This window comes from Kribbella sandramycini, from assembly GCF_013131805.1.
Lineage (GTDB): Bacteria > Actinomycetota > Actinomycetes > Propionibacteriales > Kribbellaceae > Kribbella > Kribbella sandramycini.
In genome coordinates this window covers 801,672-827,033 of record NZ_JABJRC010000001.1, presented here as the reverse complement: position 1 = coordinate 827,033, position 25,362 = coordinate 801,672, and the positions used below count along the sequence as shown (strand labels likewise).

25 protein-coding genes are annotated in these 25,362 nt (G+C 69.1%); 21 read left to right on the top strand and 4 right to left on the bottom strand.

Annotated elements, in window-relative coordinates; all coding sequences use genetic code 11:
• Nucleotides 1-13 precede the first annotated feature (13 nt).
• Both dnaJ and HPO96_RS03635 read left to right on the top strand, forming a co-directional pair.
• Nucleotides 14-1,156: a molecular chaperone DnaJ gene (dnaJ, locus tag HPO96_RS03640; protein ID WP_171670968.1), complete on the top strand. Its 1,143-nt coding sequence runs from the start codon at nucleotides 14-16 to the stop codon at nucleotides 1,154-1,156.
• Nucleotides 1,157-1,173: 17 nt separating this feature from the next.
• The gene (locus HPO96_RS03635; protein WP_171670966.1) at nucleotides 1,174-1,890 is read left to right on the top strand and encodes a 16S rRNA (uracil(1498)-N(3))-methyltransferase; all 717 of its coding nucleotides are present in this window, start codon (nucleotides 1,174-1,176) and stop codon (nucleotides 1,888-1,890) included.
• On the opposite strand, the gene HPO96_RS03630 is transcribed toward HPO96_RS03635, so the two are convergent.
• Both HPO96_RS03630 and HPO96_RS03625 read right to left on the bottom strand, forming a co-directional pair.
• A complete protein-coding gene (locus HPO96_RS03630; RefSeq protein ID WP_171670960.1) occupies nucleotides 1,887-3,026 on the bottom strand; it encodes a Gmad2 immunoglobulin-like domain-containing protein in 1,140 nt (379 codons plus the stop codon). The genes HPO96_RS03635 and HPO96_RS03630 overlap by 4 nt on opposite strands.
• The gene (locus HPO96_RS03625; protein WP_337796498.1) at nucleotides 3,023-3,532 is read right to left on the bottom strand and encodes a SigE family RNA polymerase sigma factor; all 510 of its coding nucleotides are present in this window, start codon (nucleotides 3,530-3,532) and stop codon (nucleotides 3,023-3,025) included. Before HPO96_RS03625 ends, HPO96_RS03630 begins: the two co-directional genes overlap by 4 nt.
• A 108-nt stretch (nucleotides 3,533-3,640) precedes the next feature.
• On the opposite strand from HPO96_RS03625, the gene HPO96_RS03620 reads away from it, so the two are divergent.
• From HPO96_RS03620 to HPO96_RS03590, 7 genes are all read left to right on the top strand, one after another.
• Nucleotides 3,641-4,606, top strand: coding sequence for a hypothetical protein (locus HPO96_RS03620; protein WP_171670958.1), 966 nt, complete (start codon nucleotides 3,641-3,643; stop codon nucleotides 4,604-4,606).
• 138 nt (nucleotides 4,607-4,744) lie between these two features.
• Nucleotides 4,745-5,674 (top strand): PhoH family protein, encoded by a 930-nt coding sequence (locus tag HPO96_RS03615; protein WP_171672344.1) that lies wholly within the window; start codon nucleotides 4,745-4,747, stop codon nucleotides 5,672-5,674.
• On the top strand, nucleotides 5,671-6,147 hold the full coding sequence (gene ybeY, locus HPO96_RS03610) for an rRNA maturation RNase YbeY (protein ID WP_171670957.1): 477 nt from the start codon (nucleotides 5,671-5,673) through the stop codon (nucleotides 6,145-6,147). Before HPO96_RS03615 ends, ybeY begins: the two co-directional genes overlap by 4 nt.
• Nucleotides 6,148-6,154: 7 nt before the next feature.
• Nucleotides 6,155-7,459: a CNNM domain-containing protein gene (locus HPO96_RS03605; protein WP_171670955.1), complete on the top strand. Its 1,305-nt coding sequence runs from the start codon at nucleotides 6,155-6,157 to the stop codon at nucleotides 7,457-7,459.
• 10 nt (nucleotides 7,460-7,469) lie between these two features.
• The gene (locus HPO96_RS03600; RefSeq protein WP_171670952.1) at nucleotides 7,470-7,802 is read left to right on the top strand and encodes a cytidine deaminase; all 333 of its coding nucleotides are present in this window, start codon (nucleotides 7,470-7,472) and stop codon (nucleotides 7,800-7,802) included.
• Nucleotides 7,786-8,790 (top strand): GTPase Era, encoded by a 1,005-nt coding sequence (era, locus tag HPO96_RS03595; protein WP_171670950.1) that lies wholly within the window; start codon nucleotides 7,786-7,788, stop codon nucleotides 8,788-8,790. The genes HPO96_RS03600 and era overlap by 17 nt, the downstream gene beginning before the upstream one ends.
• The gene (locus HPO96_RS03590) at nucleotides 8,790-9,458 is read left to right on the top strand and encodes a GNAT family N-acetyltransferase (protein WP_171670948.1); all 669 of its coding nucleotides are present in this window, start codon (nucleotides 8,790-8,792) and stop codon (nucleotides 9,456-9,458) included. Before era ends, HPO96_RS03590 begins: the two co-directional genes overlap by 1 nt.
• Here HPO96_RS03590 and HPO96_RS03585 read toward each other — a convergent pair.
• Both HPO96_RS03585 and HPO96_RS03580 read right to left on the bottom strand, forming a co-directional pair.
• Nucleotides 9,455-10,444, bottom strand: coding sequence for a GNAT family N-acetyltransferase (locus HPO96_RS03585; protein WP_238354686.1), 990 nt, complete (start codon nucleotides 10,442-10,444; stop codon nucleotides 9,455-9,457). The two genes, HPO96_RS03590 and HPO96_RS03585, sit on opposite strands and share 4 nt — an antisense overlap.
• A 40-nt stretch (nucleotides 10,445-10,484) precedes the next feature.
• A complete protein-coding gene (locus HPO96_RS03580; protein ID WP_171670946.1) occupies nucleotides 10,485-10,904 on the bottom strand; it encodes a PPOX class F420-dependent oxidoreductase in 420 nt (139 codons plus the stop codon).
• Between the two features lie 85 nt (nucleotides 10,905-10,989).
• Between HPO96_RS03580 and HPO96_RS03575 the strand changes: the two genes are divergently transcribed.
• The 12 genes from HPO96_RS03575 to HPO96_RS03520 all read left to right on the top strand — a co-directional run bounded on the left by HPO96_RS03575 (nucleotide 10,990) and on the right by HPO96_RS03520 (nucleotide 25,321).
• A complete protein-coding gene (locus tag HPO96_RS03575) occupies nucleotides 10,990-12,258 on the top strand; it encodes a DUF1800 domain-containing protein (protein ID WP_171670944.1) in 1,269 nt (422 codons plus the stop codon).
• Nucleotides 12,259-12,269: 11 nt separating this feature from the next.
• Nucleotides 12,270-13,517, top strand: coding sequence for a DUF1501 domain-containing protein (locus HPO96_RS03570; RefSeq protein ID WP_171670942.1), 1,248 nt, complete (start codon nucleotides 12,270-12,272; stop codon nucleotides 13,515-13,517).
• 10 nt (nucleotides 13,518-13,527) lie between these two features.
• The gene (locus HPO96_RS03565) at nucleotides 13,528-14,190 is read left to right on the top strand and encodes a response regulator transcription factor (RefSeq protein ID WP_171670941.1); all 663 of its coding nucleotides are present in this window, start codon (nucleotides 13,528-13,530) and stop codon (nucleotides 14,188-14,190) included.
• On the top strand, nucleotides 14,187-15,509 hold the full coding sequence (locus HPO96_RS03560; RefSeq protein ID WP_171670939.1) for a HAMP domain-containing sensor histidine kinase: 1,323 nt from the start codon (nucleotides 14,187-14,189) through the stop codon (nucleotides 15,507-15,509). Before HPO96_RS03565 ends, HPO96_RS03560 begins: the two co-directional genes overlap by 4 nt.
• A gap of 187 nt (nucleotides 15,510-15,696) precedes the next feature.
• Entirely contained in the window at nucleotides 15,697-17,370 is a 1,674-nt protein-coding gene (gene leuA, locus HPO96_RS03555; RefSeq protein ID WP_202885654.1) for a 2-isopropylmalate synthase, read from the top strand.
• A gap of 270 nt (nucleotides 17,371-17,640) precedes the next feature.
• The gene (locus HPO96_RS03550) at nucleotides 17,641-18,741 is read left to right on the top strand and encodes an ABC transporter permease (RefSeq protein WP_337796497.1); all 1,101 of its coding nucleotides are present in this window, start codon (nucleotides 17,641-17,643) and stop codon (nucleotides 18,739-18,741) included.
• A gap of 4 nt (nucleotides 18,742-18,745) precedes the next feature.
• On the top strand, nucleotides 18,746-19,651 hold the full coding sequence (locus HPO96_RS03545; RefSeq protein WP_171670936.1) for an ABC transporter permease: 906 nt from the start codon (nucleotides 18,746-18,748) through the stop codon (nucleotides 19,649-19,651).
• Nucleotides 19,652-19,656: 5 nt separating this feature from the next.
• Nucleotides 19,657-20,718: an ABC transporter ATP-binding protein gene (locus HPO96_RS03540; RefSeq protein ID WP_171670934.1), complete on the top strand. Its 1,062-nt coding sequence runs from the start codon at nucleotides 19,657-19,659 to the stop codon at nucleotides 20,716-20,718.
• Nucleotides 20,715-21,743 carry an ABC transporter ATP-binding protein gene (locus HPO96_RS03535; protein ID WP_337796496.1) on the top strand — a complete coding sequence of 343 codons (1,029 nt, stop codon included), beginning with the start codon at nucleotides 20,715-20,717 and terminating at the stop codon, nucleotides 21,741-21,743. The genes HPO96_RS03540 and HPO96_RS03535 overlap by 4 nt, the downstream gene beginning before the upstream one ends.
• Nucleotides 21,743-21,949: a hypothetical protein gene (locus tag HPO96_RS03530; protein ID WP_171669885.1), complete on the top strand. Its 207-nt coding sequence runs from the start codon at nucleotides 21,743-21,745 to the stop codon at nucleotides 21,947-21,949. The genes HPO96_RS03535 and HPO96_RS03530 overlap by 1 nt, the downstream gene beginning before the upstream one ends.
• Nucleotides 21,950-21,978: 29 nt before the next feature.
• Nucleotides 21,979-23,817, top strand: a complete 1,839-nt coding sequence (locus HPO96_RS03525; RefSeq protein ID WP_171670932.1) for an ABC transporter substrate-binding protein — start codon at nucleotides 21,979-21,981, stop codon at nucleotides 23,815-23,817.
• 46 nt (nucleotides 23,818-23,863) lie between these two features.
• Nucleotides 23,864-25,321, top strand: coding sequence for a GNAT family N-acetyltransferase (locus HPO96_RS03520; RefSeq protein WP_171670931.1), 1,458 nt, complete (start codon nucleotides 23,864-23,866; stop codon nucleotides 25,319-25,321).
• Nucleotides 25,322-25,362: the final 41 nt, after the last annotated feature.

Genomic DNA, 25,362 nt, shown 5'->3' with positions numbered 1-25,362 from the left:
CCTGGTCTGGAGTATGAGCACCGATTACTACGCCGTCCTGGGCGTCAGCCGTGACGCCTCGCCGGACGAGATCAAGAAGGCGTACCGCAAGCTGGCGCGCCAGTACCACCCGGATGTGAACGACTCCGAGGACGCGCACCACAAGTTCCAGGAGATCGGGCGCGCGTTCCAGGTGCTCAGCGACCCGCAGAAGCGGCAGATGCACGACCTCGGCGGCGACCCGTTCGCCTCCGGCGGCGCCGGGCCAGGGGGGTTCGGCGGCGGGCAGGCGTTCACCTTCACCGACATCATGGACGCGTTCTTCGGCCAGACCGGCGGGGCGACCCGCGGGCCGCGGCCGCGCACCCGCCGCGGTCAGGACGCGCTGATCCCGCTGCGGATCGACCTGGCCGAGGCGGCGTTCGGCACCACTCGTGAGCTCAAGGTCGACACCGCCGTCCTGTGCCCGACCTGTTCGGGCTCCGGCGCGGCGGCCGGCTCCGAGCCGGTCACCTGCGATGTCTGCCACGGGCGCGGCGAGGTCACCCACACGCAGCGCTCGTTCCTCGGCGAGGTGCGCACGATGCGCCCCTGCCCGAACTGCCGCGGGTTCGGCACCACCATCCCGAACCCGTGCGTCGAATGCGCCGGCGACGGCCGCGTGCGCTCCCGGCGTACGGTCACCGTGAAGATCCCCGGCGGCGTCGACACCGGCACCCGCGTCCAGCTCTCCGGCCAGGGCGAGGTCGGCCCCGGCGGCGGCCCCGCGGGCGACCTGTATGTCGAGATCGAGGTCGAGCCGCACGACATCTTCACCCGCCACGGCGACGACCTGCACTGTACCGTCACCCTCCCGATGACGGCCGCCGCCCTCGGCACCACCATCGACCTGCCCACCCTCGAAGGCGAGACCACGCCGCTGGAGATCCGCCCCGGCACCCAGTCCGGCACGGCGCACACCCTCTCCGCCCGCGGCGTCCCCCGCCTCCGCCACGCCGGCCGCGGCGACCTGATCGTCCAGATCATCGTCGAGACCCCCACCAAACTCGACGACGCCCAGGCCGACCTCCTCCGCCAGCTCGCCACCGCTCGCCACGAAGAGCGCCCCCAAGGCCAAGTTCAGGCCGCCCACAAAGGCGTCTTCGGCCGTCTCCGAGACGCCTTCGGCAACCACTAGCCGGTAGGAAGAACTTCATGGGTGTCGCGGTGTTCTACTCGGCTGCGCTCGAGGGCGAGGAGATCGTCCTGGAGGGGGCCGAGGGGCGGCATGCTGCCGTGGTTCGGCGCATCGGGGTGGGGGAGCGGCTGCGGCTTACCGATGGGCGGGGAGCTTGGGTCGAGGGGCCGGTGACGCGCGCTTCCAAAGCTGGGGTGACGGTGGCGGTCGAGGCGCGCGGTGTGGTTGCCGCGCGGGGGCCTCGGGTGGTGGTGGTGCAGGCGCTGCCGAAGGGGGAGCGGGCCGAGTTGGCGGTGGAGATGCTGACTGAGGTCGGGGTGGATGTGGTGGTGCCGTGGAATGCGGAGCGGAGCCAGTTCCGGAGTAATCCGGAGCGGGTGGAGAAGACAGTGAGCAAGTGGCGGGCCTGGGCTTTCGAGGCGAGTAAGCAGTCGCGACGGGCCTGGTTCACCGAGGTGGCGCCGATTGCCACGACGGCTGAGGTGGCGCGGCTGGTGCAGGCGGCGGCGCTGCCGGTGGTGCTGCACGAGGAGGCGACGCGGCCGCTGGCGCAGCTCGAGGTGCCGGACGCCGGCGACGTCGTGCTCGTGGTCGGCCCTGAGGGCGGGATCGCCCCGGCCGAGCTGGCCGCGTTCGGCGTCGAGCCGGTCCGCCTCGGCGACACTGTGCTCCGGACGTCGACAGCCGGAGTCGCGGCCGCCTCCGCTCTGTTGGCGCGCTCGCGCTGGAGCTAGCGGCCGACCTGGATCTGTTTGGAGTCGGCGTCGCTGACCGTGGTCCCATCCTCGTTGGAGACCAGGAAGGCCTCGATCAGCCACGGGCCCGGGTCGAGCCGGAGGTCGAACTTGTAGCTGGAGAGCTTGCTGCCGTCCTCCGACATCGCATAGCTCTCGATGACCTTCCCGGTCTTGAGGTTCGTGGCCCGGTAGTTCACGTGCGCCTCGAACGCCGCGGCCGTACCTGACACGACGACCGGCGACTTCGTCAGTGAGCCTTCGGCCGGCGCGGTGATCGAGACCAGCGCCTGGACGTCGAGCGCCTGCGCGCGACCGATCGGCGTCCGGGTGTCGATCTGGCCGAAGAGCCGGTGGCCGCTCTTGCCGCCTTCAGTGATCTGGATGGGCCGGCTGTTGTCCTGCAGCGCGCCCTGCACGGTGTAGACGAGCTGCTGCACGGCTACCTTGGCGGTCGCCTTGTCCAACCGCGCCTGTGGCAGCCGCTTGAAGTCGACCAGCACCACGTCGTCGAACCGCCGCACCGAGTTCACCTCGGCGCCGCGCCACATGGTCTGGTAATCCGGGTCGCTGGTCTTCCCGTAGCTCATCAGCCGCACCGCCTCGACCGCCGGATAACCCGACACCCGATGGAAGGTGCGGAACAGCCGAACGTCCGACTTCGACGACGACGGCGCGGCCGAGGTGTTGGCGACCCGGTACGCCGTCCAGTACACCGGCACCGAGGCCTCCTTCACCGCGGTCTCCGGCACACCCTTCTGCTTGGGCAGCGGCGCGATGGTCTCGTCCTCGGCCGGCGGCTTCGTCGGGCCCGGCACCGGTGAGGCGCTCGTGACCCGCGGTGAATCCGGCGCTCCGGTCGCGGACGTCGTACTGCCCTGGCCGGCGACCGCGTCACCGTCGTTCGCCGTGTTGGCGTTGCCGTTGAAGACTGTGAACGCACCGATCGCCGCAGCGGTACCAGCCGCGGCCAGCCCGGCGGTGAGCACCCAGGGCCGCCGGTTCACCGGACGGCGTTGGGCATGCGCGCGGGCGCGGATCTCCGGCAGCGCGTCGGTCGGCTCGATCCGATCCGCCTCCTCGGCAAGCGACCGGCGCATCATCTCGTCGAAAGGGTCCTGCGGGTGGTCGTTCATGCGCTCTGCTCCAGTACCTGCCGCAGCGACTTGGTCGCCCGCGCGGCGTGGCTCTTGACCGATCCCCGGCTGATGCCCATCGTGTCGGCGATCTCCGCCTCCGAGAGGTCACCGTAGTAGCGCAGCACCATCACTGTGCGTTGTTTCTCCGGCAGTGTCCGCATGGCCTCGATCACCCGGTCCGTCTCGGCGGTCCGCAGCGCGGCCTGCTCGGCGCTCGGCTCGTCCGGCAGCGAGCGTGGCATGTGCTTGTCGACCACCACAAGATGTCGCTGGCGGGAGCGGCAGCGGTTCACCACAGCGGTACGGAGATAAGCGAGTGCCTTGTGGGGGTCGCGCAGCCGGTGCCAGCGGCCGTGCATCGCCACGAACGCGTCCTGCACGATCTCCTCCGCTGTACCGGTGTCACGCAGCAGCAAGGCGGCGAGGCGGACCATCGACGTGTAGTGCGCCGTGTAGACAGCCGTCAGCGCCTCGTCGGCATTCCACGAGGACTCATGTGTCACGGACTCTTCGTACACCACCACCGGTTGTGCCACACAAAGGAGACGCGGAGACAACGTCCCAGGTTGACAACAGCTGCGAGTGAGCTGCTCCGGTGGCACCCTCTGTACATGAAGCAGCACGGAGACGGGCACTGGTGTGGCCACCGCGACATCACCTACGCCGCGACAGCGCGCCATTTCGACCGCATTGCGGACTCCGACGGCGCCGTCCGCGGGATGTCCCGCCGCGAGTACGCCGAAGCGCTCGACAAGGCCCAGGCGTACCAGGACCGCCCGCTGGGCGCCGGTGTGATCAGAAACTTCGCCGGCTCCGGAAAACCGTTCCCGTACGTCGGTCCCGGGCCGACCGCCCACTCGGCGTACGCGAACCCGGATGCCCAGGCGGCGCACTTCATGGCCGACCCCTACCGCGACGGCCCGAGCAACCTGCACACCAACACGGAGTACATCTACACCGAGCTTGCAGCGGCCCAGACGGCGCAGAACGCGCAGCAGGAGTGGATGCACCTCGGTGCGGCCGTGCACGCGTTGCAGGACAGCTACTCCGGCGCCCACGCCTGGCGCGACCTGTCCGTGTACGACGGCGATCCGACCGCCAAGGTGGATTCGCTGCACGTGTTCACCCCGGGCCACGTCGTCGGTCTGGACAAAGGCCGCAACACGCACGCGGACGAGTTCGACGCGCCGCCGGCCAAGTCCGGATCGACGCTGGCCGCGATCGAAGCGACGTACCGGTTACTGCGGGTGTACGAGCGGACCCGGGACATGCCGCCGCAGGAGGCCGAGCTGGCTCGCCGGGTCGGCCTCGACGAGCTGTTCCGCCCGGGCTCGGACGTGGTGGTGAACAAGGTCCCGGACAAGGAGTGGGCCGCCCAGCGCGACGACCGGCTCAAGCTCGAACACGCCGGGCCCGGCGCGCAGCGTTCGGCCGAGCTGGGCCAGCTCCGGGACGTGCTCGGCGCCAGCCCGCAGCCCGGAAAAGTGTCTCCCGGCGGCGTCCAGCTGCCCGCCGACCGGCCCGCGCGGAGCGTGTCCCGCGAAATTGGCAGTGAGGCTGTCGGCCGGGACGGCTAGCATGGACGAATCAACATCACCGGCATCAGGAGGAAGAGCCTGTCCAGGCCACGCAGTATCGAACCGGAGGCGCGCGCGAACGGCGCGGCCGCCACTTCGCAGGCGTCACACAAGATCGTCGTGCCGAACAGCATCGACATGGTGGCCCTGCTCGGAGCCCGGGACGAGTTCCTCCGCATCATCGAGAAAGAGTTCGCCGCCGACATCCTGGTCCGCGGTAACGAGATCTCCCTGACCGGTGAACCCGCCGAGCTGGCGCTGGCCGAGCGGCTCGTCGACGAGCTGATCGCGGTCGTCCGCACCGGGCACGGGCTGACCGCCGACTCCGTCGAGCGCAGTATCGCGATGATCAAACAGGAGACCGCGGAGAGCCCGCGCGACGTCCTGACCCAGAACATCCTGTCCAGCCGCGGCCGCACCATCCGGCCGAAGACGCTGAACCAGAAGCGCTACGTCGACGCCATCGACAAGAACACGATCGTCTTCGGGATCGGCCCGGCCGGTACCGGCAAGACGTATCTCGCGGTGGCCAAGGCCGTGCAGGCGCTGCAGGCCAAGGAGGTCAACCGGATCATCCTGACCCGGCCGGCCGTCGAGGCCGGCGAGCGGCTGGGCTTCCTGCCCGGCACGCTGTCGGAGAAGATCGACCCCTACCTGCGGCCGCTGTACGACGCGCTGCACGACATGCTCGACCCCGACTCGATCCCGCGGCTGATGACCGCCGGGACGATCGAGATCGCGCCGCTGGCTTATATGCGCGGCCGGACGCTGAACGACGCCTACATCATTCTCGACGAGGCCCAGAACACCTCGCCGGAGCAGATGAAGATGTTCCTCACCCGGCTCGGGTTCGGCTCCAAGATGGTGGTCACCGGTGACGTGACGCAGGTCGACCTGCCGACCGGCACCAACTCGGGCCTGCGGGTCGTCCAGGAGATCCTGGACGGGGTCCAGGATCTGGCGTTCTGCCGGCTCACCTCGCACGATGTCGTCCGGCACAAGCTGGTCGGCCGGATCGTCTCGGCGTACGAGAACTTCGAAGGACAGCGGGCAGAACACCAACGATGAACGTCGAGGTCAACAACGAGTCCGGCGTCGAGATCGACGCGAACGGACTGATGCGGCTCAGCCGGTTCGTGATGTCGTCACTACGGCTGCACCCGGAATGCGAGCTGTCGATCAAACTGGTCGACGAGGACACCATGGCCAGATATCACGTCGAGTTCCTGGACCTTCCCGGTCCGACCGACGTGATGTCCTGGCCGATGGACGAGCTGCGGCCGGGCGCCGACGGCGGCGAGGAGTCCGAGCTGCCGCTCGGGCATCTCGGCGACATCGCGCTCTGCCCGACCGTCGCGGCCGCGCAGGGCGCCAAGGCCGGCCACGGCACCTGGGCCGAGCTCGAGCTGCTGACGGTGCACGGCATCCTGCACCTGCTCGGCTACGACCACGCCGAACCGGCCGAGAAGGCCGAGATGTGGGAGATCCAGGGCCGCCTGCTCGAAGCCTGGCGCGCGCCGGGCAACAGGCTGGGGGAGTGACTCCACTGTGAGCTCCCACGACCTCGTTCTGCTGGTTGTGGCCGCGGTGCTCGTCCTGCTTGCCGGGTTGTTCGCGGCGGCGGAGGCGGCGCTGTCGTCGTACTCGAAGGTGCGCGCGAACGAGCAGGTCGAGCAGGGCAACCTGCGGGCCGTCCGGTTGCGCGCCCTGCTCAGTGACGCCCCGCGCTACCTGAACTCGCTGCTGCTGCTCCGGCTGACCTGCGAGATCACCGCGATCGTGCTCGTCACCCAGGCGCTCTCGGAGGTCTTCGAGGTCACCTGGGAGCACATCCTGATCACCGCCGTGGTGATGGTGGTGATCTCGTTCGTGATCATCGGCGTCGCGCCGCGCACCCTCGGGCGCCAGCACTCGGACCGGTTCGCGATCCTGTCGGCCGGCCCGGTGATGGCCGTCACCCGGATCCTCGGCCCGCTGCCGAAGCTGCTGATCATGGTCGGTAACGCGCTCACCCCGGGCAAGGGGTACGCCGAGGGCCCGTTCGCGACCGAGGCCGAGTTGCGCGCGCTGGTCGACTACGCGGAGAAGTCCGCGGTGATCGAGTCCGGCGAGCGGCAGATGATCCACTCGGTCTTCGAGCTCGGCGACACGATCGTCCGCGAGGTGATGGTGCCGCGCACAGACACCGTCTACATCGAGCGGCACAAGAAGCTCCGGCAGCTCACCTCGCTGGCGCTCCGCTCCGGGTACTCGCGGATCCCGGTGATCGGCGAGTCGCTGGACGACATCCTCGGCGTCGTCTACCTCAAGGACGTCATGCGCCGGGTCTACGACAACGCCTCGGCCGAGTCGACCGAGCGGGTCGAGTCGGTGATGCGCCCGTGTATGTACGTCCCGGACTCCAAACCCGTCGACGAGCTGCTCCGCGAGATGCAGGCGGCCCGGATGCACCTGGCGATCGTCGTCGACGAGTACGGCGGCACGGCCGGCCTGGTCACGATCGAGGACATCCTCGAGGAGATCGTCGGTGAGATCACCGACGAGTACGACGAGGACCCGGATTCGGTCCAGGAGCTGTCGGACGGCGCGTACCGGGTCTCCAGCCGGCTCCCGATCGACGAGCTCGGCGAGCTGTTCGGCGTCCCGCTGGACGACGACGACGTCGACACCGTCGGCGGCCTGATGGCCAAACTGCTCGGCAAGGTGCCGATCCCCGGCGCCGAGGTCGAGATCGCCGGTCTGTCGCTGACCGCGGAGCGGCCGTCCGGCCGCCGCAACCAGGTCGGTACGGTTCTCGTACGCCGCGCGGAGCCCGTCCCCGGCGCACCGGACCAGAACCACCAGCACGCCTAGGAGCGCCCTCTTGTCAGACCTGCCGGCCGAAGACGCCAAACTCGTCACGCTCGCCCGCGCGGCCCGTGCCCGCACCCGGGCCGCCGAGGGCGCCGCCGTCCGGGACTCCGACGGCCGCACGTACTCCGCCTGCACGGTCGCTCTCGACACGGTCGCGCTGACCGCCCTCCAGCTGGCCGTCGCGATGGCGCTGTCCTCGGGCGTCAAAGGGCTCGAAGCCGCCGCCGTCGTCACCGAGTCCGAGACGATCGACGTCAACGTCGTCCGGCACTTCGCCGGCGCCGCAATCCCCGTGGTCCTCGCCGACCCCACCGGAGAGGTCCGCAATGTCCAAAACACCTAAGCCCACCGGCTCCCCGGCCGCCGGTCGCGAGGCCTCCGCCGCCTCCTCTTCTTTCCCTTCCGGCGCCGAAGGCGCCGGCTTCAAGTCCGGTTTCGCTTGTTTTGTAGGGCGACCGAACGCCGGCAAGTCCACCCTCACCAACGCCCTGGTGGGGAAGAAGATCGTGATCACCTCGTCGAAACCGCAGACCACGCGGCATGCGGTCCGCGGGATCGTGCACCGGCCCGACGCCCAGCTCGTGCTGGTCGACACCCCAGGGCTGCACAAACCGCGGACGCTGCTCGGCGAGCGGCTGAACGACCTGGTGAAGACGACCTGGGCCGAGGTCGACGTGATCGCGGTCTGCCTGCCGGCCAGTGACAAGGTCGGCCCGGGCGATCGGTTCCTGGTCAGCGAGGCCGCGAAGGTCGCGAAGACGCCGAAGATCGCGCTCGCCACCAAGGCCGACCTGGTCGAGCCGGAGCGGATGATCGAGCACCTGGCCGAGATCCAGGCCCTCGGCGAGTCCGCCGGGATCCAGTGGGCCGCGATCATCCCGGTCTCGGCGACGTCAGGTTTCCAAGTCGAGCTGGTCGCCGACGAGCTGGTGAAACTGCTGCCCGAGGGGTTCGCCCTCTACCCGGACGGCGATATCACCGACGAGCCCGAGGAGACCCTGGTCGCGGAGCTGATCCGCGAGGCCGCGCTGGAGGGTGTCCGCGACGAGCTGCCGCACTCGATCGCCGTCACCATCGACGAGATGGGCCTGCGCGAGGACCGTCCGAAGGACAAGCCGCTGCTCGACATCTACGCGAACATCTTCCTCGAGCGGGACAGCCAGAAGGGCATCGTGATCGGCCACAAGGGCGCCCGCCTGCGTGAGGTCGGCGCCGCCGCCCGCCGCCAGATCGAGGCCCTGCTCGGGACGCCGGTCTACCTCGACCTGCACGTCAAGATCGCCAAGAACTGGCAGACCGACGCGAAACACCTGCGCAAACTGGGCTTCTGATGCTCCGCAACCCCTCGTACGCCGCCCTCACCGGGCCGCACGCGTCGTTCGCCGAGGTCCGCGGTAACGCGGTCGCCTACCCGAGTGACGTCGCGCCGTTCTGCGGCGTCCCCGCGGAGCCCACCGCGCAGGACTGGGCCGACCTGGCCGCGCTCCTCGGCCCGGGCCGGAGGGGCGCGACCATGCGCCCGGCCCCCGCCCTGCCGGAGTCGCTCAAACTGGTCGACCAATTCGACCTCGTCCAGTTCGTCGCACCCGAGGGCCTCGCCGCCCCGGACGCCGAGGCGGTCGCGCTGACCGTGGACGACGTCCCCGACATGATCGCTCTGGTCGCGCTCACCGACCCGGGCCCGTTCCGCCCCCGGACCATCGAGCTCGGCCCCTACCTGGGCATCCGCGAAGGTGGCGAGCTGATCGCGATGGCCGGCGTCCGCAAGACCCTGTCGGCATACGCCGAGATCAGCGCGGTCTGCACCCACCCCGACCACCGCGGCCGTGGCCTGGCCCGCCGCCTGATCGGCGCCGTCGCGGCCGAGATCACCGCCACCGGCCGGAGGCCGTTCCTGCACACCGGCGGCACGAACACCACAGCCCAGCGCCTCTACTCGGCGCTGGGCTTCACCGTCACCAACCGCATGCACGTGACAATCGTCGAACCAGCCGGCTAGAGCTTCTTCTGGTAGTCCAGGAAGCGGCCGACGATCGTGTAGTTCAGCTGCTCGTTGATACCGATCATGTGGTTGTTCGACTCGGCGTTCCAGGTGTCGATCCGGGCGATCTGCGGCTCGGCCTCGCGCAGCCAGAGCAGCATGCCGGCCTTCAGCAGCGCGCCGAGCCGGTGGCCGCGGTGGTCCCGCGAGACGGCCGTGTCGTGCTGCCAGGCCATCTCCGGCCGGTCGCCTTCGACGCCGATGATGGTGTGGCCGGCCAGCGCGCCGGTCTCCTTGTTCCGGGCGATCAGCCGATAGATACGCGTGCCGCTCTTGGCCTGCGCCTCCTCGTACGCGCGCAACCGCTCGGTGCTGTAGACGTCGTCCTCGATCTCGAGGTCGTCGGTCGGCGCGTCGTTGATCGACTCGGTGACCGCGATCATGTCCTCGAGCATCTCCTCGGGCAGCGCGCCCAGCACCCGGACCAGCTCGTACTCGGCCGACTTCTCGACGGCGCCGTCGTACAGCTTCTGCACGACCTCCCAGTCGAGCCCGGCGATGTCCTGCTTCCGGTTCACCTCGACGGCCTTCTGCACGAACCCGTGCCCGGTGGCCAACGCGATGTCGCGCTCGGTGTCGAAGGTGTTCAGGCCGAGCATCGTCCGCCCGACGGTCTGCGCCTCCTGCTCCGCGAACGCGATCAGCTGCTCCCAGACGTCCCCGTCGCGATGGTCGGGATGGACCCAGACATCCATCCAGAGCTGGTCGGTGTTCTCGTACTTCGGGTAGTGCAGCCCGAGCAGGCCGACGAGGTTCCCGTCGGCGTCCCGGGCCAGGTGCTGGCGGCCTGGGTTCAGGTCCCAGCCGTAGCGCAGCTGGTTGGCCTTGCCGACCGGTGTCGCGAGCACCAGGTCCGGGCAATCCACCTTGGCCACGGCGATCTCCAGCGCAACAGCCGCAGCGCAGCCGCTCTCGTCGTCAGGCGACAGCCTCGTGATCTCCATACCCCCAGACTGCCGCCCGCGACCGGGTCGCGCGAGCCATTTATTGCCCGGGGGCCGGCATCCCGTACGCGTGGTCGACGGTCATCGAGAACAGCAGCCGCTTGTCCTGCACCATGACGCGGCGGTATTCGTCCCAATCGGGGTGTTCGCCCGAGCCCTTGCGGTAGTAGTCGACCAGCTCGTCGACGGTGGCGTCGTGCGGGTCGGCGGCGACCGCGCTGAGCTCGGCCTGGCCCTCCAGGACGACGTACGAGCGGCCGTTGTCGCCGTTGACGTAGATACTGGCCCGCGGGTCGCGACGGAGGTTCTTCGTCTTCGCGCGGTCGTCGGTCAGCGAGATCCGGACGCGCTCGCCGTCGTACACGTAGGTGATGTTCGACAGTTGCGGGCGGCCGTCGCGCTTGAGCGTGACGAGAACGCCGAGGCCGGTGCTGCCGATCCGATTCAGGAGGGAGGTCATGCCGAAAGCCTAGGCGGCTGTGGGTTGGCTGAAGATCGATCCCGGATCCTGGTCCCGCGCGGACCGGGCGGAAACCATCGGGGACATGACCGAGATCAGTGAGCAGGCCGCCGTCCGGCGGCTGAACGACCGCCTGGGGTTCGGCCCGGCGCCGGGGGAGCCGGCACTCGGGTTCGAGGAGACGGTACGGCGATTGCTCGGACCGGCCGCGGATGCCGCGGCCGCCGCGATCGCGCCACCGACCGGGCTGGCCCCACCACCACGGGACAAGGAGAACAAGAAGGCCGATCGGCAGACCCGGACCGCCCAGGAGCGGAAGCTGACCGTCTGGTGGCTGGACCGGATGGTGGCCGGCCGGACGGCGTCCGAACGGCTGACCTGGTTCTGGCACGGGCATTTCGCGACCAGCAACCAGAAGGTCCGCAACGCGGCCTGGATGCTGGCGCAGAACCAGACGCAGCGGCAGCACGCGCTCGGCCGGTTCGGCGACCTGGCGACCGCGATGATCGTGGACAGCGCGACGATCCGCTGGCTCGACGGGCAGCGCAACCGCAAGGGCTCGCCGAACGAGAACCTGGCCCGCGAGTTCCTGGAGCTGTTCACCCTCGGCATCGGGCACTACGCGGAGAAGGACGTCGCCGAAGGCGCGCGCTGCCTGACCGGCTGGGTGCTGGGCAAGGACGGCAAACCCGCGACCTTCCGGCGGCAGCGCTTCGACTCGGGGACCAAGACCGTGCTCGGCCGGAGCGGAAACTTCGACGCGAAGGGGTACGCCGGCCTTGCGCTGGCCCGGCCCGAGTCGGCGCCGTTCGTGATCGGCCGGTTGTGGTTCCGGCTGGTGTCGGCGACACCGCCCGATGCGGCGACGCTCGCGCGGCTGCAGACGGCGTACGGCGCCGAGCGGAACGTGAAGTCGTTGCTGACAGCAATGGTCGGCGAAGCGGCGTTCCGCGATCCGGCGTCGGCGCTGGTGAAACAGCCGGTTGAGTGGGCGGTCGGGTTGCTTCGCGCGCTGCGACTGACACCCGGCAAGCTGGAGCAGCAGGAGCAAACCAAGCTGCTGGCCGGGCTGCGAGGGATGGGGCAACTGTCGTTCCGCCCGCCGAGTGTCGGCGGCTGGCCGTCCGGCGCGAGCTGGCTGACGACCTCGGCCGGCGTCACCCGGCTGCAGCTCGCACAGCACCTCGCCGGACTGAGCGACCTCGGGGCGATCAAGTCCGCGGACGCGGCGGCCGACCTGCTCGGTGTCGACGGCTGGTCGGCGCGGACGAAGGCCGCCTTGGCCCAGGTGAAAGCGCCGGCGCAGCTGGTGGCGATCGCTGCCTGCGCCCCCGAGTACGTCGTGAGCGGATGAGTGGAGGACCGATGGACAACCTGACGAGAAGGCGCTTCCTCACCTTGAGCGGTGTCACCGCTGCCGGTGCGTTGGCCGCGGGCGCGACCCAGGTGCACTGGTCGGACCTGCTCGCGGCCGCCGTCGACGACCCGCTGCCGAGCGATGACTCGGTCCTCGTGGTGATCACCTTGTACGGCGGGAACGACGGGCTGAACACCGTGGTCCCGGCCGCCGACCCGGCGTACCAGAAAGCCCGGCCGGAGCTGGCCTATCAGCCGGACGAAGTGCTCGACCTCGGCGACGGTCTTGGACTGAACCCCGGTCTCAAAGGCCTGAAGGGCTTGTGGGACGACAAGAAGCTTGCGATCGTTCGCGGCGTCGGCTACCCAGAGCCGGATCGCAGTCACTTCCGATCGATGGCGATCTGGCAGACAGCCGCGCCGAAGTCGCCGATCCCGACCGGTTGGCTCGGCCGCTGGCTGGATGCGACCGGGGCCGACCCGCTGCGCGCGGTCTCGGTCGAGCCGACGCTTCCGCCGCTGCTGGCCGGTGCGACGACGGCCGCGGCGTCCTTGCCGCTACGCGGGCTCGCGTTGCCGAAGGGCGCCGTCGGCACGGCGTACGCGGCGCTCGGGAAAGCGAGCCCGGGAGAGGGGCTGTGGCAGGCCAAGGCGGCCAAGTCGGTGCTGGATCTGCAGGAGGTCACCCGCGTCCTGGGCACGGCGGTCAAGACCGGACGGGAGCGTGCGGAGGACGAGGACGAGCAGCGGACACAGGGCGCATCCGCCGGCGGCGCCTCGCAGTTGGGCGCACAGCTCGAACTGATCGCCGGGCTGATCGAGGCCGGCGTACCGACCCGGGCGTACTCGGCGTCCCTCGGTGGTTTCGACACACATGCCGATGAGCGGGGCACGCAGCAGCGGTTGCTGACCGAGCTGGATACGGCGCTGACGCCGTTCGCCCAGCGGCTGGCGAAGACCGACCGCGGGAAGAACACCGTGGTCCTTGTCTACTCGGAGTTCGGGCGCCGGGTCGAGGCCAACGGCAGCGATGGGACCGATCACGGCACCGCCGGACCGGTCTTCGTTCTCGGCGACAAGGTCAGCGGGGGATTCCACGGCGAGCAGCCGAGCCTGACCGAGCTGAGCAACGGCGACCTGGTGGCCGGCACGGATTTCCGCGACGTCTATGCGGCGGTTCTGCAGCAGGTTCTGGGTACTGACCCGGGAAAGGTGCTTGCCGGTCACAACGGCATGATCGACGGCCTGCTGGTGTAAGGATGGGTGGATGGCGCCACGAGTTCTGGTGGTCGAGGACGCGGAACCGATCCGGACCGCGGTCGGGATCGCGCTGGGCGAGGCCGGGCACGAGGTGTGCACCCGGGCCGACGGCGACGCGCTGGAGCGGGAGCTGGCCGCCTTCCGGCCGGACCTGGTGCTGCTGGACGTGATGCTGCCCGGGCGGGACGGGTTCGAGTTGCTGGCTGTGACGCGGGAGACGTCGAACGCGGGCGTCATCCTGCTCACCGCCCGCGACGGCGTCGAGGACCGGCTGCACGGCTTGCGGACCGGCGCCGACGACTACGTGGTGAAACCCTTCGTCCTCGCCGAGCTGATCGCCCGGGCCGAGGCGGTGCTGCGGCGGATGGGCCGGCTGCGGACGGTTCTCGAGATCGGGGATCTCCTGGTCGACGTAGAGGCTGGCTCGGCGGCGCGCGCCGGGGAACCGCTCGAGCTGACCGCGACGGAGTACAAGCTGCTGGTCTTCCTGGCCGGCCGGGCCGGCAAGGTCGTCGGCAAGCTCCAGTTGCTGACCGCCGTCTGGGGATACGACGACTACGCGCCGAACCTGGTGGAGGTCCACATCAGCGCGCTCCGGCGAAAGCTCGGCCCGGACCTGCTGCACACCGTCCGCGGCGCGGGGTACGTGCTGAAAGCGGCCGACGGATGAGTCTTCGGGCGCGGGTGACGCTGACGGCGATCGCCGTCCTGCTCGTGGTGCTGCCCGTGACCGGGCTGGTGGTCAAGGCGGTCTTCGACGCGCAGGCCGAGCGCAGTCTCGACTCGCTGCTCAGCGGGCGGGCGCAGCTCGCCCAACAGCTCGCCCGGCAGAACGTTGCTCCAGGCAACTTGGTTCGCCGGGTCGACGCCGACGGCGTCCGCGTCACGCTGATCCTGCGCACCGGCCAGCAGCTCGGCGCACCACCGGTCGAGGCGGGCGCGACCGTCCGTCAGGTCAAGGCCACCCTGCAGGCCGGGCAGCGCACCCGCGGCGCCACCCTCCTGCTCTCCGCCGACACGGCCCTGGTCGCCGACGCCAGTAGCCGCCTCCGCACTGTCTTGCTCGTCTCCGGGGCCGCAGCTGTCCTGATCACCGCCCTCGCGCTGGCCATCGGCATGCGGTTCGCCCTGTCGCCATTGGACAAAATGACTGCCCTGGCGCGCTCCATCGCCACCGGCGGCCGCGGCGGCCGGCTCCACCCCGCCCGCACCACGACCGAACTGGGCCGCACCGCCGTCGCGTTCGACGAGATGCTCGACGCGCTCGAAGGCGCTGAGCGCACGGCCCGCCGCTCCGAGGACCGGATGCGGGAGTTCGTCGCCGACGCGGCCCACGAACTCCGGACCCCGATCGCCGGCCTCCGGACCGCTGCCGAAACCCTGATCCATCTGGGGCCGCAGGCTCCGGCCGACCGCCGCGAAGAACTGGAGCTCCTGCTGGTCCGCGAATCCCAGCGCGCGACCCGCCTGGTCGCCGATCTCCTCGAACTCTCCCGGCTCGACTCCGGTCTCAACCTTCAGTTGGCTCCGCTCGACCTGCAGGCCCTCGCTGCGGCCGAAGTCACCCGATCCGCCCTGCTCGGCACCGCGGTAACGACCAGTGCCGTCCCGACGTCAGCGGGGATCGTGGTCGGCGACGCCGAGCGGATCGGGCAACTGCTCGCCGGACTCGTGGACAACGCTCGGCAGGCCGGCGCGCGCACCGTGCAGATCCTGGTCCGGCCCGACGGTTTCCTGGTCGCGGACGACGGTCCCGGCGTACCGCCCGAGCAGCGGGAGCGGATCTTCGAGCGGCTGGTCCACGGGCCGCACAGCAAGGGCGCCGGGCTGGGGCTGGCCATCGCCCGGGGCGTGGCCCGGGCGCACGGCGGCGAACTCACGGTGGGTGATCGCGGGGACGGGCGCCGCGGCGCCGTGTTCACGCTCAAGTTGCCGCTCGTCTCGCCGGGTGAGACCCCCGGTTCGACGCCCGGGACGGGTTGTGCATAGACTCACAGTCACTATGCGGCACCAGCTTCTCCTCCTTCGCTGCCGCGGCGAGGCCTGATCAGGCCGGTTCCCTCGCCGCGGAGTTCTGTCGTTCACGCCGGTCGGCCAGCGACTTCCGCACATCTTCCGAGGAGAACCTCTCGTGGCACCGCAGAACCAGCCTCAGCCTGTCCAGCAGCCGTCCGGTATGCCGATCCATCGGTACCGCGCGTTCCCGCCGATCGACCTGCCGGACCGGACGTGGCCGGCCAAGTCGGTCGACCGGACGCCGCGCTGGCTGTCCACCGACCTCCGCGACGGGAACCAGGCGCTGGTCGAGCCGATGTCGCCGGCCCGCAAGCGGCGGATGTTCGACCTGCTGGTGAAGATGGGCTACAAGGAGATCGAGGTCGGTTTCCCGAGCGCCAGCCAGTACGACTTCGACTTCGTCCGCAGCCTGATCGAGGGTGACGCGATCCCGGACGACGTCACGATCTCGGTGCTGACCCAGGCCCGCGACGAGCTGATCGAGCGGACCGTGCAGTCGCTACAGGGCTCGCCGAAGGCGACCATCCACCTGTACAACGCGACCGCGCCGCTGTTCCGCCGGGTCGTGTTCAACGTGGACAAGGCCGAGTGCCTGAACATCGCCGTCCGCGGCACCGAGACCGTGATGAAGTACGCCGACGACATGCTGGGCGACTGCGAGTTCGGGTACCAGTACAGCCCGGAGATCTTCACCGGCACCGAGCTGGAGTTCGCGCTCGAGGTCTGCGAGGCGGTCAGCGACCAGTGGCAGCCGGCGGCCGGTCGCGAGATCATCCTGAACCTGCCGGCCACCGTCGAGATGTCGACGCCGAACGTGTACGCCGACCAGATCGAGTGGTTCGGCCGCAACCTGACCCGGCGCGAGTTCAGCACGATCAGCCTGCACCCGCACAACGACCGCGGGACGGCGGTCGCCGCCACCGAGCTGGGCCTGATGGCCGGGGCCGACCGGGTCGAGGGCTGTCTGTTCGGCCACGGCGAGCGGACCGGCAACGTCGACCTGGTGACGCTGGGGATGAACCTGTTCAGCCAGGGCATCGACCCGCAGATCGACTTCGCCGATATCGACGAGATCCGCCGGACGGTCGAGTACTGCACCCAGATGCGGGTGCCCGAGCGGCAGCCGTACGCCGGTGACCTGGTCTACACCGCCTTCTCCGGCTCGCACCAGGACGCGATCAAGAAGGGCCTGGAGGCGCTCGACAAGCAGGCCGCGGCCGAGGGCCGCCCGGTCGGCGACATCACCTGGGAGGCGCCGTACCTGCCGATCGACCCGAAGGACGTCGGTCGCTCGTACGAGGCGGTCATCCGGGTCAACTCGCAGTCCGGTAAGGGCGGCGTCGCGTACATCATGAAGTCGGAGCACCGGCTCGACCTGCCGCGCCGGCTGCAGATCGAGTTCAGCCGGGTGATCCAGCAGCACACCGACGCCGCCGGCGGTGAGGTCGGCCCGCAGCAGATGTGGGACATCTTCGCGGCCGAATACCTTGCCCCCGGCAAGTTGTCGCTGCTGACGGTGAACTCGTCGTCCGGTGAGGGCGTCGACGATCACCTGCGCGTTCAGGTCTATTCCAATGGCGTTCCGCACGAGCTGACCGGTGAGGGCAACGGCCCGGTCTCGGCGTTCGTCGACGCGATCAAGCCGCTGAAGTACGACGTCCGCGTGCTGGACTACCACGAGCACGCGCTCTCGGCCGGCGGCGACGCCCTGGCCGCGGCGTACGTCGAGTGCGAGGTCGGCGACGAGGTCTACTGGGGCGTCGGGCGGGACGCGAACATTCTCACCGCGTCGTTGAAGGCGGTCGTCTCGGCGATCAACCGCGCCATCCGCTAGACCAATCGGTTATCAAGCGTCGCCCGTCACCGGAAGAGGTGGCGGGCGACGTTTGCGTTGCGGTCCGACGTGATCCAGCACACACCGTGGCAAGATCGCTGCGCAGCGCAATCGTCTGCTCACAATTCGGTGTCTCTGACTTCCGAACATCTGAAACCGTTGACTTGATGCCTGAGTCTGCGCAAACTAGCGCCACTGTGCGCAGATCAATGCAAGAGATCATGCATTAGGTGCACGCGGCTCGTCGGCGGTCCTCGATGGAGGTGAGCAGTGAGCGGTGCGGTCGATCCCCCTGCCCAGCAGCTGATCGAAGGGCCCGCGGACGAACCGAGACCCTCGGCGGCACGGCGGTTCTTCAGCGCCTGGCTGGTCCGCCGGCTGGCGAAAGCCGTCCTGACCGTCTTCCTGGTCTCGACCCTGACGTTCTTCCTCGTCCGGCTGCTGCCGGGCAACCCGGTCGACACCTATATCCAGACGCAGATCGCGCAGACCGGTATCTCCTACGACGACGCCGCGGCGCAGGCCAAGAACCTGTTCTCGCTGGACCCGGACGAGCCGCTGATCCTGCAGTACGTGCAGTACATGGCGAACCTGCTCCAAGGTGACTTCGGGACGTCGCTGCTGTCACCCGGGACGACGGTCGCGCAGGTGATCCAGACCTACCTGCCGTGGACGCTGTTCTCGGTCGGCATCGCGCAGATCCTCAGCTTCGTGATCGGCATCGTGGCCGGGATGATCATGGCCTATCGCCGGGAGAGCTGGATCGACCATCTGCTCACCTCGGTCGGCTCACTGCTGCACGCGATCCCGAACTACATCGTCGCGATCCTGATCGTGGTCTTCCTCGGCGTGAAACTCCAGGTCTTCAACCTGACCGAGGCACGCGGCTCGTACACCCCGGGCGTCGAACCCTCGTTCAGTCTCTACTTCCTGAACGACATCCTGTACCACGCGACGCTGCCGATCCTGGCGTATCTGCTCACCACGGTCGGCTCCTGGGCGCTGGTGATGAAATCCTCGACGGTCGAGACCCTCGGCGAGGACTACGTGACCGTCGCCCGGGCCCGCGGTCTCACCGACGGCCGGATCCGCGCCGGGTATGTCGGGCGCAACGCGGTACTACCCCTGTTCAGCCAGCTCGCGGTCTCCCTCGGGTTCGTCGTCGGCGGCTCGATCTTCGTGGAGAAGATCTTCGGTTACCAAGGCATCGGCTACAGCCTCTACAACGCGGTCTCAGGAAGAGACTATCCAGTCCTGCAAGGCATTTTTCTGGTCGTGACGATCTCGGTCGTGGTCGCGAACCTGCTCGCGGACGTCCTCTACAGCCGCCTGGATCCGCGGATCCGGGTCGGCGGGAAGGCCAAGGGGTAACGCGATGGCCACCGAAACCGTGACGTCCGGCGCCGTCGCCGCGATCGGGACGACGGGCGTCTCCCGGTTCGCCGGCATCCTGAGCGCGCTGCGCCGCAGCCCGGCCGGGTTCATCGGCTTCCTGATCGTCGCGTTCCTGGTCCTGGTGACCGCGATCGGGCCGTTCTTCACGCCGACGGTCGAGCCGAACGTCAAGGAGATCCTGTTGCCCCTCGGGTCGCCCGGGCATCTGCTCGGCACCGACAACGAGGGTAAGGACGTGCTGATCCAGATGATCGACGGCGGCCGGTCCGTCATCTTCATCGGGTTCCTGGCCGCGGCGATCTCGACCGCGCTGGCGATCGTGCTCGGGTCGCTGGCCGCCTACCTCGGCGGCTGGGTCGACTCGGCGGTGGTGACCGCGGCCGACGTCGTCCTGACCGTCCCGCAGATCGTGTTGCTCGCCGTCCTCGGCGCGTTGTTCAAGCTGGACTCGCCGTTCCTGCTCGCGGTGCTGGTCGGCGGGCTGTCCTGGCCGGTGCTGACCCGGGCCGTGCGCTCCCAGGTGCTGTCGCTGAAGGAACGCGAGTTCGTCGAAGCGGCCCGATTACTCGACCTCGGCACCGCGCGGGTGGTGTTCGTCGAGATCCTGCCGAACATGGCCAGCTTCATCCTGATGAACTTCATGATCGGCGTCACCAACGCGATCTACTCGCTGGTCGGGCTCTACCTGCTCGGACTCGCGCCCCTCACCGGATCCAACTGGGGGATCATGCTCAACCGGGCCTGGATCGCCGGGGCGATCTTCAACGACGCGAGTCTGGGTTTCATCCTCAGCCCGGTGGTCGCGATCGTCCTGCTCCTGCTCGGCCTGGTGATGATGACCCGGTCGCTAGAGGAGATCCTCAACCCGCGCCTCAGGGACCGGTGATCGATATGACGACGACTTCTGCCGGCGCCGCGCGCGCCGTCCGCGGCGGCGCGGGCAAACCGCTGCTGTCGATCCGCGATTTCAAGGTCGAGTACCGGACCGGCGCCGGCGCCGTCGTCCAGGCCGTCCGCGGTGTCGACCTCGATCTCTACCCGGGCGAGAGCCTGGCGCTGGTCGGCGAGAGCGGCTGCGGTAAGACGACGTTCGGGCTCGGGTTGCTGCGGCTGCTGCCGCGGCTCGGGCACGCGAGCGGCAAGGTGATCTTCAACCGCGGCGACGGGACCGAGATCGACGTCCTCGGGCTGGACGGGCGGGACCTGCGCAAGTTCCGCTGGCGGGACGCCGCGATGGTTTTCCAGGGCGCGATGAACGCCTTCAACCCGGTGCTGAAGATCCGTGGTCACATGCACGACACGATGCGGGCGCACACCAAGGCCACGAAGCAGGAGATCGAGGAGCGCGCGGCCGAGCTGCTGCGGCTGGTCCGGCTCGAACCCGAGCGGGTGATGGACTCGTACCCGCACGAGCTGTCCGGCGGTATGCGGCAGCGGGTGCTGATCGCGATGAGCCTGCTGCTGGAGCCCGAAGTACTGATCCTGGACGAGCCGACCACCGCGCTCGACATCCTCACCCAGCGCTCGGTCGTCGACGTCCTGCACGAGGTCCGCGAGCGGCTCGGCTTCTCGATGATCTTCATCTCGCACGACCTGTCGCTGGCCGCCGAGCTGGCCGACCGGGTCGCCACCATGTACGCCGGTCGCATCATCGAGACCGGCGGCGTCCGGGACCTCTTCTACCGGCCGCGGCATCCGTACACCCTCGGCCTGATCAAGGCCGTACCGCCGATCGTCGGCGATCTGCCCGATCTGGAGTCGATCCCGGGCGGGCCGCCGAGCCTGGCCGCGTTGCCGGCCGGTTGCTCGTTCCACCCGCGCTGCAAGTTCGCCACCGAAGAGTGCCAGGAGGCGGAGCCGCCGTTGATCCCGATCACCGACGAACCCGGCGACGGCCACGAGGTCGCGTGTATCCACTCCGGCGACGTCCACCTCGATCGGAGCGCGTCGTGAGCGCGGCCGCCGTACCGGAAGCGGTTGCCCGGCCGCTGATGACGCTGTCCGGCGTCAGCCAGGTCTTCGACACCAAGGCCGGCCCGATCCGAGCGGTCGATCACGCGAACCTGTCGGTCAACCCCGGCGAGGTGCTCTGCCTGGTGGGGGAGAGCGGTTCGGGGAAGACGACCGCGGCCCGGATGGCAGCCGGCCTGACCCGGCCGAGCGGCGGCGAGGTGAAGTACGACGGCACCGACATCTGGTCGCTGAACAAGAAGGACTTCAGCACGTTCCGGCGATCGGTGCAGTACGTCCACCAGGACCCGTACGCCTCGCTCAACCCGACCCGAACCATCCAGCAGACGCTCACCGCGCCACTGCTCAAACACGGTGTCGTGAAAGGCGCGAAGGCCGCCGCGGACCGCGCGGCCGAGCTGCTCACCAAGGTCGACCTGACGCCGCCGGAGAACTACCTGCCCAAGTATCCGCATCAGTTGTCCGGCGGCCAGCGGCAGCGCGTCGCCGTCGCGCGCGCCCTGACGCTGGATCCGAAGCTGATCATCGCCGACGAGTCGACGTCGATGCTCGACGTGTCGATCCGGATCAGCGTGCTGGCGATGCTCGGCCGGTTGCGCGACGAGCTGGGCGTCGGCTTCCTGTTCATCACCCACGACCTCGCGATCGCGAAGTACTTCGGCTGGCGCGGGAAGACCGCGGTCATGTACCTCGGCCGGATCGTCGAGTTCGGGCCGACGCCGAAGATCATCAACGCGCCGACCCATCCGTACACCCGGGCGCTGATCGAGGCGATCCCCGAGCCGGATCCGGATCTGACCCGGACGAAGTCCGCCGGATCGCTGCGCAGCCTGGAGATCCCGAGCCTGGCGAACCTGCCGTCCGGGTGCGCGTTCCATCCGCGCTGCGGGCGGTTCGAGCCCGGGCTGTGCGACGGCGAGGTGCCCGAGCTGGTCGGCGTCCGGGCGGGGCAGTCCGCGGCCTGTCACGTGGTCGCGCGGGACGGCGCCGAAGAGCCGGAGCGCTGATGCCACCGGAGCTGGGACGGATGGCATTCGGCTGGGCCGCCTTTCTGGTGCTGGCCAGCGGATTGCTGCTGCTCACGCTCACGCCGGGGACGCCGCAGTTCGTCGTCACCCTGTTCACCTTGTTCATGGGCCTGCTCCTGGGCCTGATCGTCGTCGCCGGGGTCATCTGGACCCGACGGCGAACGAACCGAGAAGACGGTCAGTAGTCACCACGAAGGTTCAGGAAGGACCGAGGATGAGTCCCACCGGTAACAACGAGTCCGGGGCACGGGCCCGGACGAACGCGGTCTCCCGCCGGCACGTGCTCCAGTTGTTCGGTATCGCCGGTATCGGCGCGACCGGTATCGGTGCGGCCGCCTGCTCACCCAGCAAACCCAATGCCCAGGGCAACGACGGCGGCGCGGCCAAGGAGTTCCACGGCGCGTACCCGTTCCAGCTGCCCCCGAAGGGCCACTTCAACCTGGCCGCCGGTGTCCTGGACGGCGTCCAGCAGTCCAGCCCGTACCTCGACCTGATCTACCCGAGCGGCGGGCTGTACTACTGGGCGGACAAGAAGTGGGAATACATGATGGCCGAGTCCGGGACCCTGGACGAGAAGGCCAGCACGTACACGCTGAAGCTGAAGTCCGGGCTGACCTGGAGCGACGGCTCGGCCGTCACCAGCAAGGACGTGATCGCGACGTTCAACCTGCACTGGCTGATGCGCCAGCAGTCCTGGACGTTCCTGTCCGACATGTCCGCGCCGGACGACAGCACGGTCGTCTTCCAGATCGGGACGCCGTCCACCGTGCTGGAGCGCTACATCCTGCGCGCGCCGATCCTGCCGGCCGCCGTGTACGGCGAGTGGGCGACCAAGGCCGAGACCGTCCGCAAGGCCAAGGGCAGCCTGGACGAGGGCGAGGGCAAGACGATCAACGCGGACTTCCAGAAGTTCCGCCCGGAGAACCCGATCGTCTCCGGCCCGTTCAACTACGACCCCAAGTCGATGACGAACGCCCAGATGTCGCTGGTGAAGAACGACAAGGGCCTGTTCGCCGACAAGGTCGGCTTCACCAAGATCGTGCTGTACAACGGCGAGACCTCCGACATCACGCCGACGGTGATGAACAAGGATGTCGACTACGCGACCCACGGGTTCGCGGTGGCCAGTGAGAAGACCTTCGAGCAGAACGGCTTCCGGATCCTGCGGCCGCCGGTGTACTCCGGCCCGGCGCTGGTCTTCAACTACACCACCCGGCCGGAGTTCGCCGACGTCCGCGTCCGGCAGGCGATCGCCTACGTCCTGGACCGCAACGAGAACGGCACGGTCGCGCTCGGCGAGTCCGGCAAGGCGTGCAAGTTCATGGCCGGGTTCTCCGACCAGGCCGTCCCGGACTGGATCTCGGACGCCGACCAGCAGAAGCTGCAGGCGTACGAGAAGAACTTCGACAAGGCCACCCAGCTGCTCACCGAGGCCGGCTGGAAGAAGGCCGGCGACAAGTGGCAGACGCCGGCCGGCAAGCCCGCGGCGTACGACATCAAGTTCCCGACCGAGTTTGCCGACTGGAACCCGGCCGCCACCAACGCGGCCGACCAGCTGACGAAGTTCGGGTTCAACATCACCAAGCGCGGGATCACGTTCACCCAGCTGAACCCCGACGTACTGGCCGGCAAGTTCGACCTGGCGATCCAGAGCTGGGGCGCGTCGTCGCACCCGCACCCGTACTTCTCGTTCGTCCAGGACCTTTACACGTTCAACTACGTGACGGCGGCCAACCAGGGCGGCAAGGGGATGAACTTCCCGCTCAAGCAGAAGACGTCGGCCGGCGACATCGACCTGAAGGCCGTCGTCGACAAGTCCGCACAGGGCCTGAACGTCGACGAGCAGAAGAAGAACGTGACCGCCGCGGCGCTGGCGTTCAACGAGCTGCTGCCGATCATCCCGCTGTGGGAGCGGTACGGGAACAACCCGGCGCTGGAGGGCAAGCGGGTGGCCAAGTTCCCGGCCGAGAACGACCCGCTGCTGAAGAACGCGCCGTACGCCGACAACTTCGTGATCATGGGTATGTACCAGGGCAAGGTCGCGCCGGTCTAGGTAATCGAGTTGGCGGTTGACCCGTTGTGCTGATTGGGTCGGCCGGGTGATCGACGTTCGTGAGATCGACCCGGCCGACCTCGTCCTGTTCGACCAGTGGTACGACGCCCTGTCGTCCGGCGCGCTCGCCGGGCGGGAGGCCGCGCTGCTCGAGACGCGGCAGTCGCTCGCGTACTCGCTGCGCAACCCGTCACCGCTGAAGCGGCGGCTGGCGATCGCCGCGTTCGAGGACGAGCGGGTGCTCGGGGCGCTGCTGTTCGAGTACCGGCTGAGCGACAACCTCGACACGGTCGAGGTCGAGATCGACGTCCCGCCGGAGCACCGGCGGCGCGGGATCGGGACGGCGCTGTGGCAGTGGGCCGTCACCCGGGCGGCGCAGCTCGGCCGGACGATCTTCCAGACCGAGCTCGCGGTGCCGTCCGAGCCGTGGCCGGGCGCGATCTTCGCCGAGCGGCTCGGGTTCGCCGTCGAACATCGCGAGGACCACCTCGTCGTCCCGCTGCCGTACGACGAGCTCCGGCTGGAGGAGCTGCGCTCGACGGCCGGCCCGTTGCAGGGGTACACGCTGACGTCCTGGGCGGGGATCTGCCCGCCCGAACACCAGCAGTCGTACGCCGATCTGCACACCGCGATGGACAACGACGTACCGATCGGCGGGATGACGCGCGAGCTGGTGCCGTGGACGATCGAGAAGCTGGCGGCGGGGGAGCAGCGGATCGACCGCAACTACCTCGCGCTGGTGACGATGGCACACACCGCCGCGGGCGAGCCGGCCGGGTACACGCTGATCTACGTGCCGAAGTCGAATCCGGATCACGTCCAGCAGGACGACACTCTGGTTCTGCGCGACCACCGCGGGCACAACCTCGGGACACATCTGAAGCTGGCCAACCTGGATCAGCTCGCGGCGCACCGCGACAAGCAGCGCTACCTGCACACCTGGACGGCGCTCTCGAACGGCCCGATGCAGAAGGTCAACGCCCGCTTCGGCTTCCGCTCCGTCGAGCAGAGCCAGGAGCTCGAGCTCACCTACCCCAAACTCCGCCCGGCCGCCCGCGCCGTCGTCCTCGACCCTGCGGACCGCATCCTCCTGGTCCGCTTCGAGTTCGACTCCGGCCCGCTCTGGGCCACCCCCGGCGGTGGTCTGGAGGCCTCCGAGACGCTGCTGGACGGCCTGCGTCGAGAGCTCGCCGAGGAGGTTGGTCTCGACGTGCCGGACGGCGTACCGCACCTCTGGCATCAGGAGGTGGTTGCCGAGGGCCACGCCACCGGCTACGACGGCGTCATCAACGATTACTTCCTCCTCCGTACCGAAGCTTTCACCCCGGCCGGCAGCCTCACCGCCGCTGAGCTGGCTGCCGAGAACGTCCACGAAATCCGCTGGTGGACACCGGAAGAAGTCGCTGCCCACCAAGGCGCCTTCGCCCCGCGCGAGCTCCCGACCCTCCTCGCCGATCTCCTCCGCACCGGCCCACCCACCACCCCCACTCACCTCACGCTGTGAGGCGTGTGAGAGGTCTGTGCGAAGCGTGTGAGAAGGTCTCC

What these genes read in the sequence shown, in the direction of transcription:
- HPO96_RS03580 (WP_171670946.1), bottom strand. Translation starts at nt 10,904, where the DNA reads ATGACCTCCCTCCTGAATCGGATCGGCAGCACCGGCCTCGGCGTTCTC.
- ybeY (WP_171670957.1), top strand. Translation starts at nt 5,671, where the DNA reads ATGAACGTCGAGGTCAACAACGAGTCCGGCGTCGAGATCGACGCGAAC.
- HPO96_RS03635 (WP_171670966.1), top strand. Translation starts at nt 1,174, where the DNA reads ATGGGTGTCGCGGTGTTCTACTCGGCTGCGCTCGAGGGCGAGGAGATC.
- HPO96_RS03590 (WP_171670948.1), top strand. Translation starts at nt 8,790, where the DNA reads ATGCTCCGCAACCCCTCGTACGCCGCCCTCACCGGGCCGCACGCGTCG.
- HPO96_RS03525 (WP_171670932.1), top strand. Translation starts at nt 21,979, where the DNA reads ATGAGTCCCACCGGTAACAACGAGTCCGGGGCACGGGCCCGGACGAAC.
- HPO96_RS03540 (WP_171670934.1), top strand. Translation starts at nt 19,657, where the DNA reads ATGACGACGACTTCTGCCGGCGCCGCGCGCGCCGTCCGCGGCGGCGCG.
- HPO96_RS03570 (WP_171670942.1), top strand. Translation starts at nt 12,270, where the DNA reads ATGGACAACCTGACGAGAAGGCGCTTCCTCACCTTGAGCGGTGTCACC.
- HPO96_RS03585 (WP_238354686.1), bottom strand. Translation starts at nt 10,444, where the DNA reads ATGGAGATCACGAGGCTGTCGCCTGACGACGAGAGCGGCTGCGCTGCG.
- HPO96_RS03565 (WP_171670941.1), top strand. Translation starts at nt 13,528, where the DNA reads ATGGCGCCACGAGTTCTGGTGGTCGAGGACGCGGAACCGATCCGGACC.
- dnaJ (WP_171670968.1), top strand. Translation starts at nt 14, where the DNA reads ATGAGCACCGATTACTACGCCGTCCTGGGCGTCAGCCGTGACGCCTCG.
- era (WP_171670950.1), top strand. Translation starts at nt 7,786, where the DNA reads ATGTCCAAAACACCTAAGCCCACCGGCTCCCCGGCCGCCGGTCGCGAG.
- HPO96_RS03615 (WP_171672344.1), top strand. Translation starts at nt 4,745, where the DNA reads ATGGTGGCCCTGCTCGGAGCCCGGGACGAGTTCCTCCGCATCATCGAG.
- HPO96_RS03545 (WP_171670936.1), top strand. Translation starts at nt 18,746, where the DNA reads ATGGCCACCGAAACCGTGACGTCCGGCGCCGTCGCCGCGATCGGGACG.
- HPO96_RS03530 (WP_171669885.1), top strand. Translation starts at nt 21,743, where the DNA reads ATGCCACCGGAGCTGGGACGGATGGCATTCGGCTGGGCCGCCTTTCTG.
- HPO96_RS03560 (WP_171670939.1), top strand. Translation starts at nt 14,187, where the DNA reads ATGAGTCTTCGGGCGCGGGTGACGCTGACGGCGATCGCCGTCCTGCTC.
- HPO96_RS03630 (WP_171670960.1), bottom strand. Translation starts at nt 3,026, where the DNA reads ATGAACGACCACCCGCAGGACCCTTTCGACGAGATGATGCGCCGGTCG.
- leuA (WP_202885654.1), top strand. Translation starts at nt 15,697, where the DNA reads ATGCCGATCCATCGGTACCGCGCGTTCCCGCCGATCGACCTGCCGGAC.
- HPO96_RS03575 (WP_171670944.1), top strand. Translation starts at nt 10,990, where the DNA reads ATGACCGAGATCAGTGAGCAGGCCGCCGTCCGGCGGCTGAACGACCGC.
- HPO96_RS03620 (WP_171670958.1), top strand. Translation starts at nt 3,641, where the DNA reads ATGAAGCAGCACGGAGACGGGCACTGGTGTGGCCACCGCGACATCACC.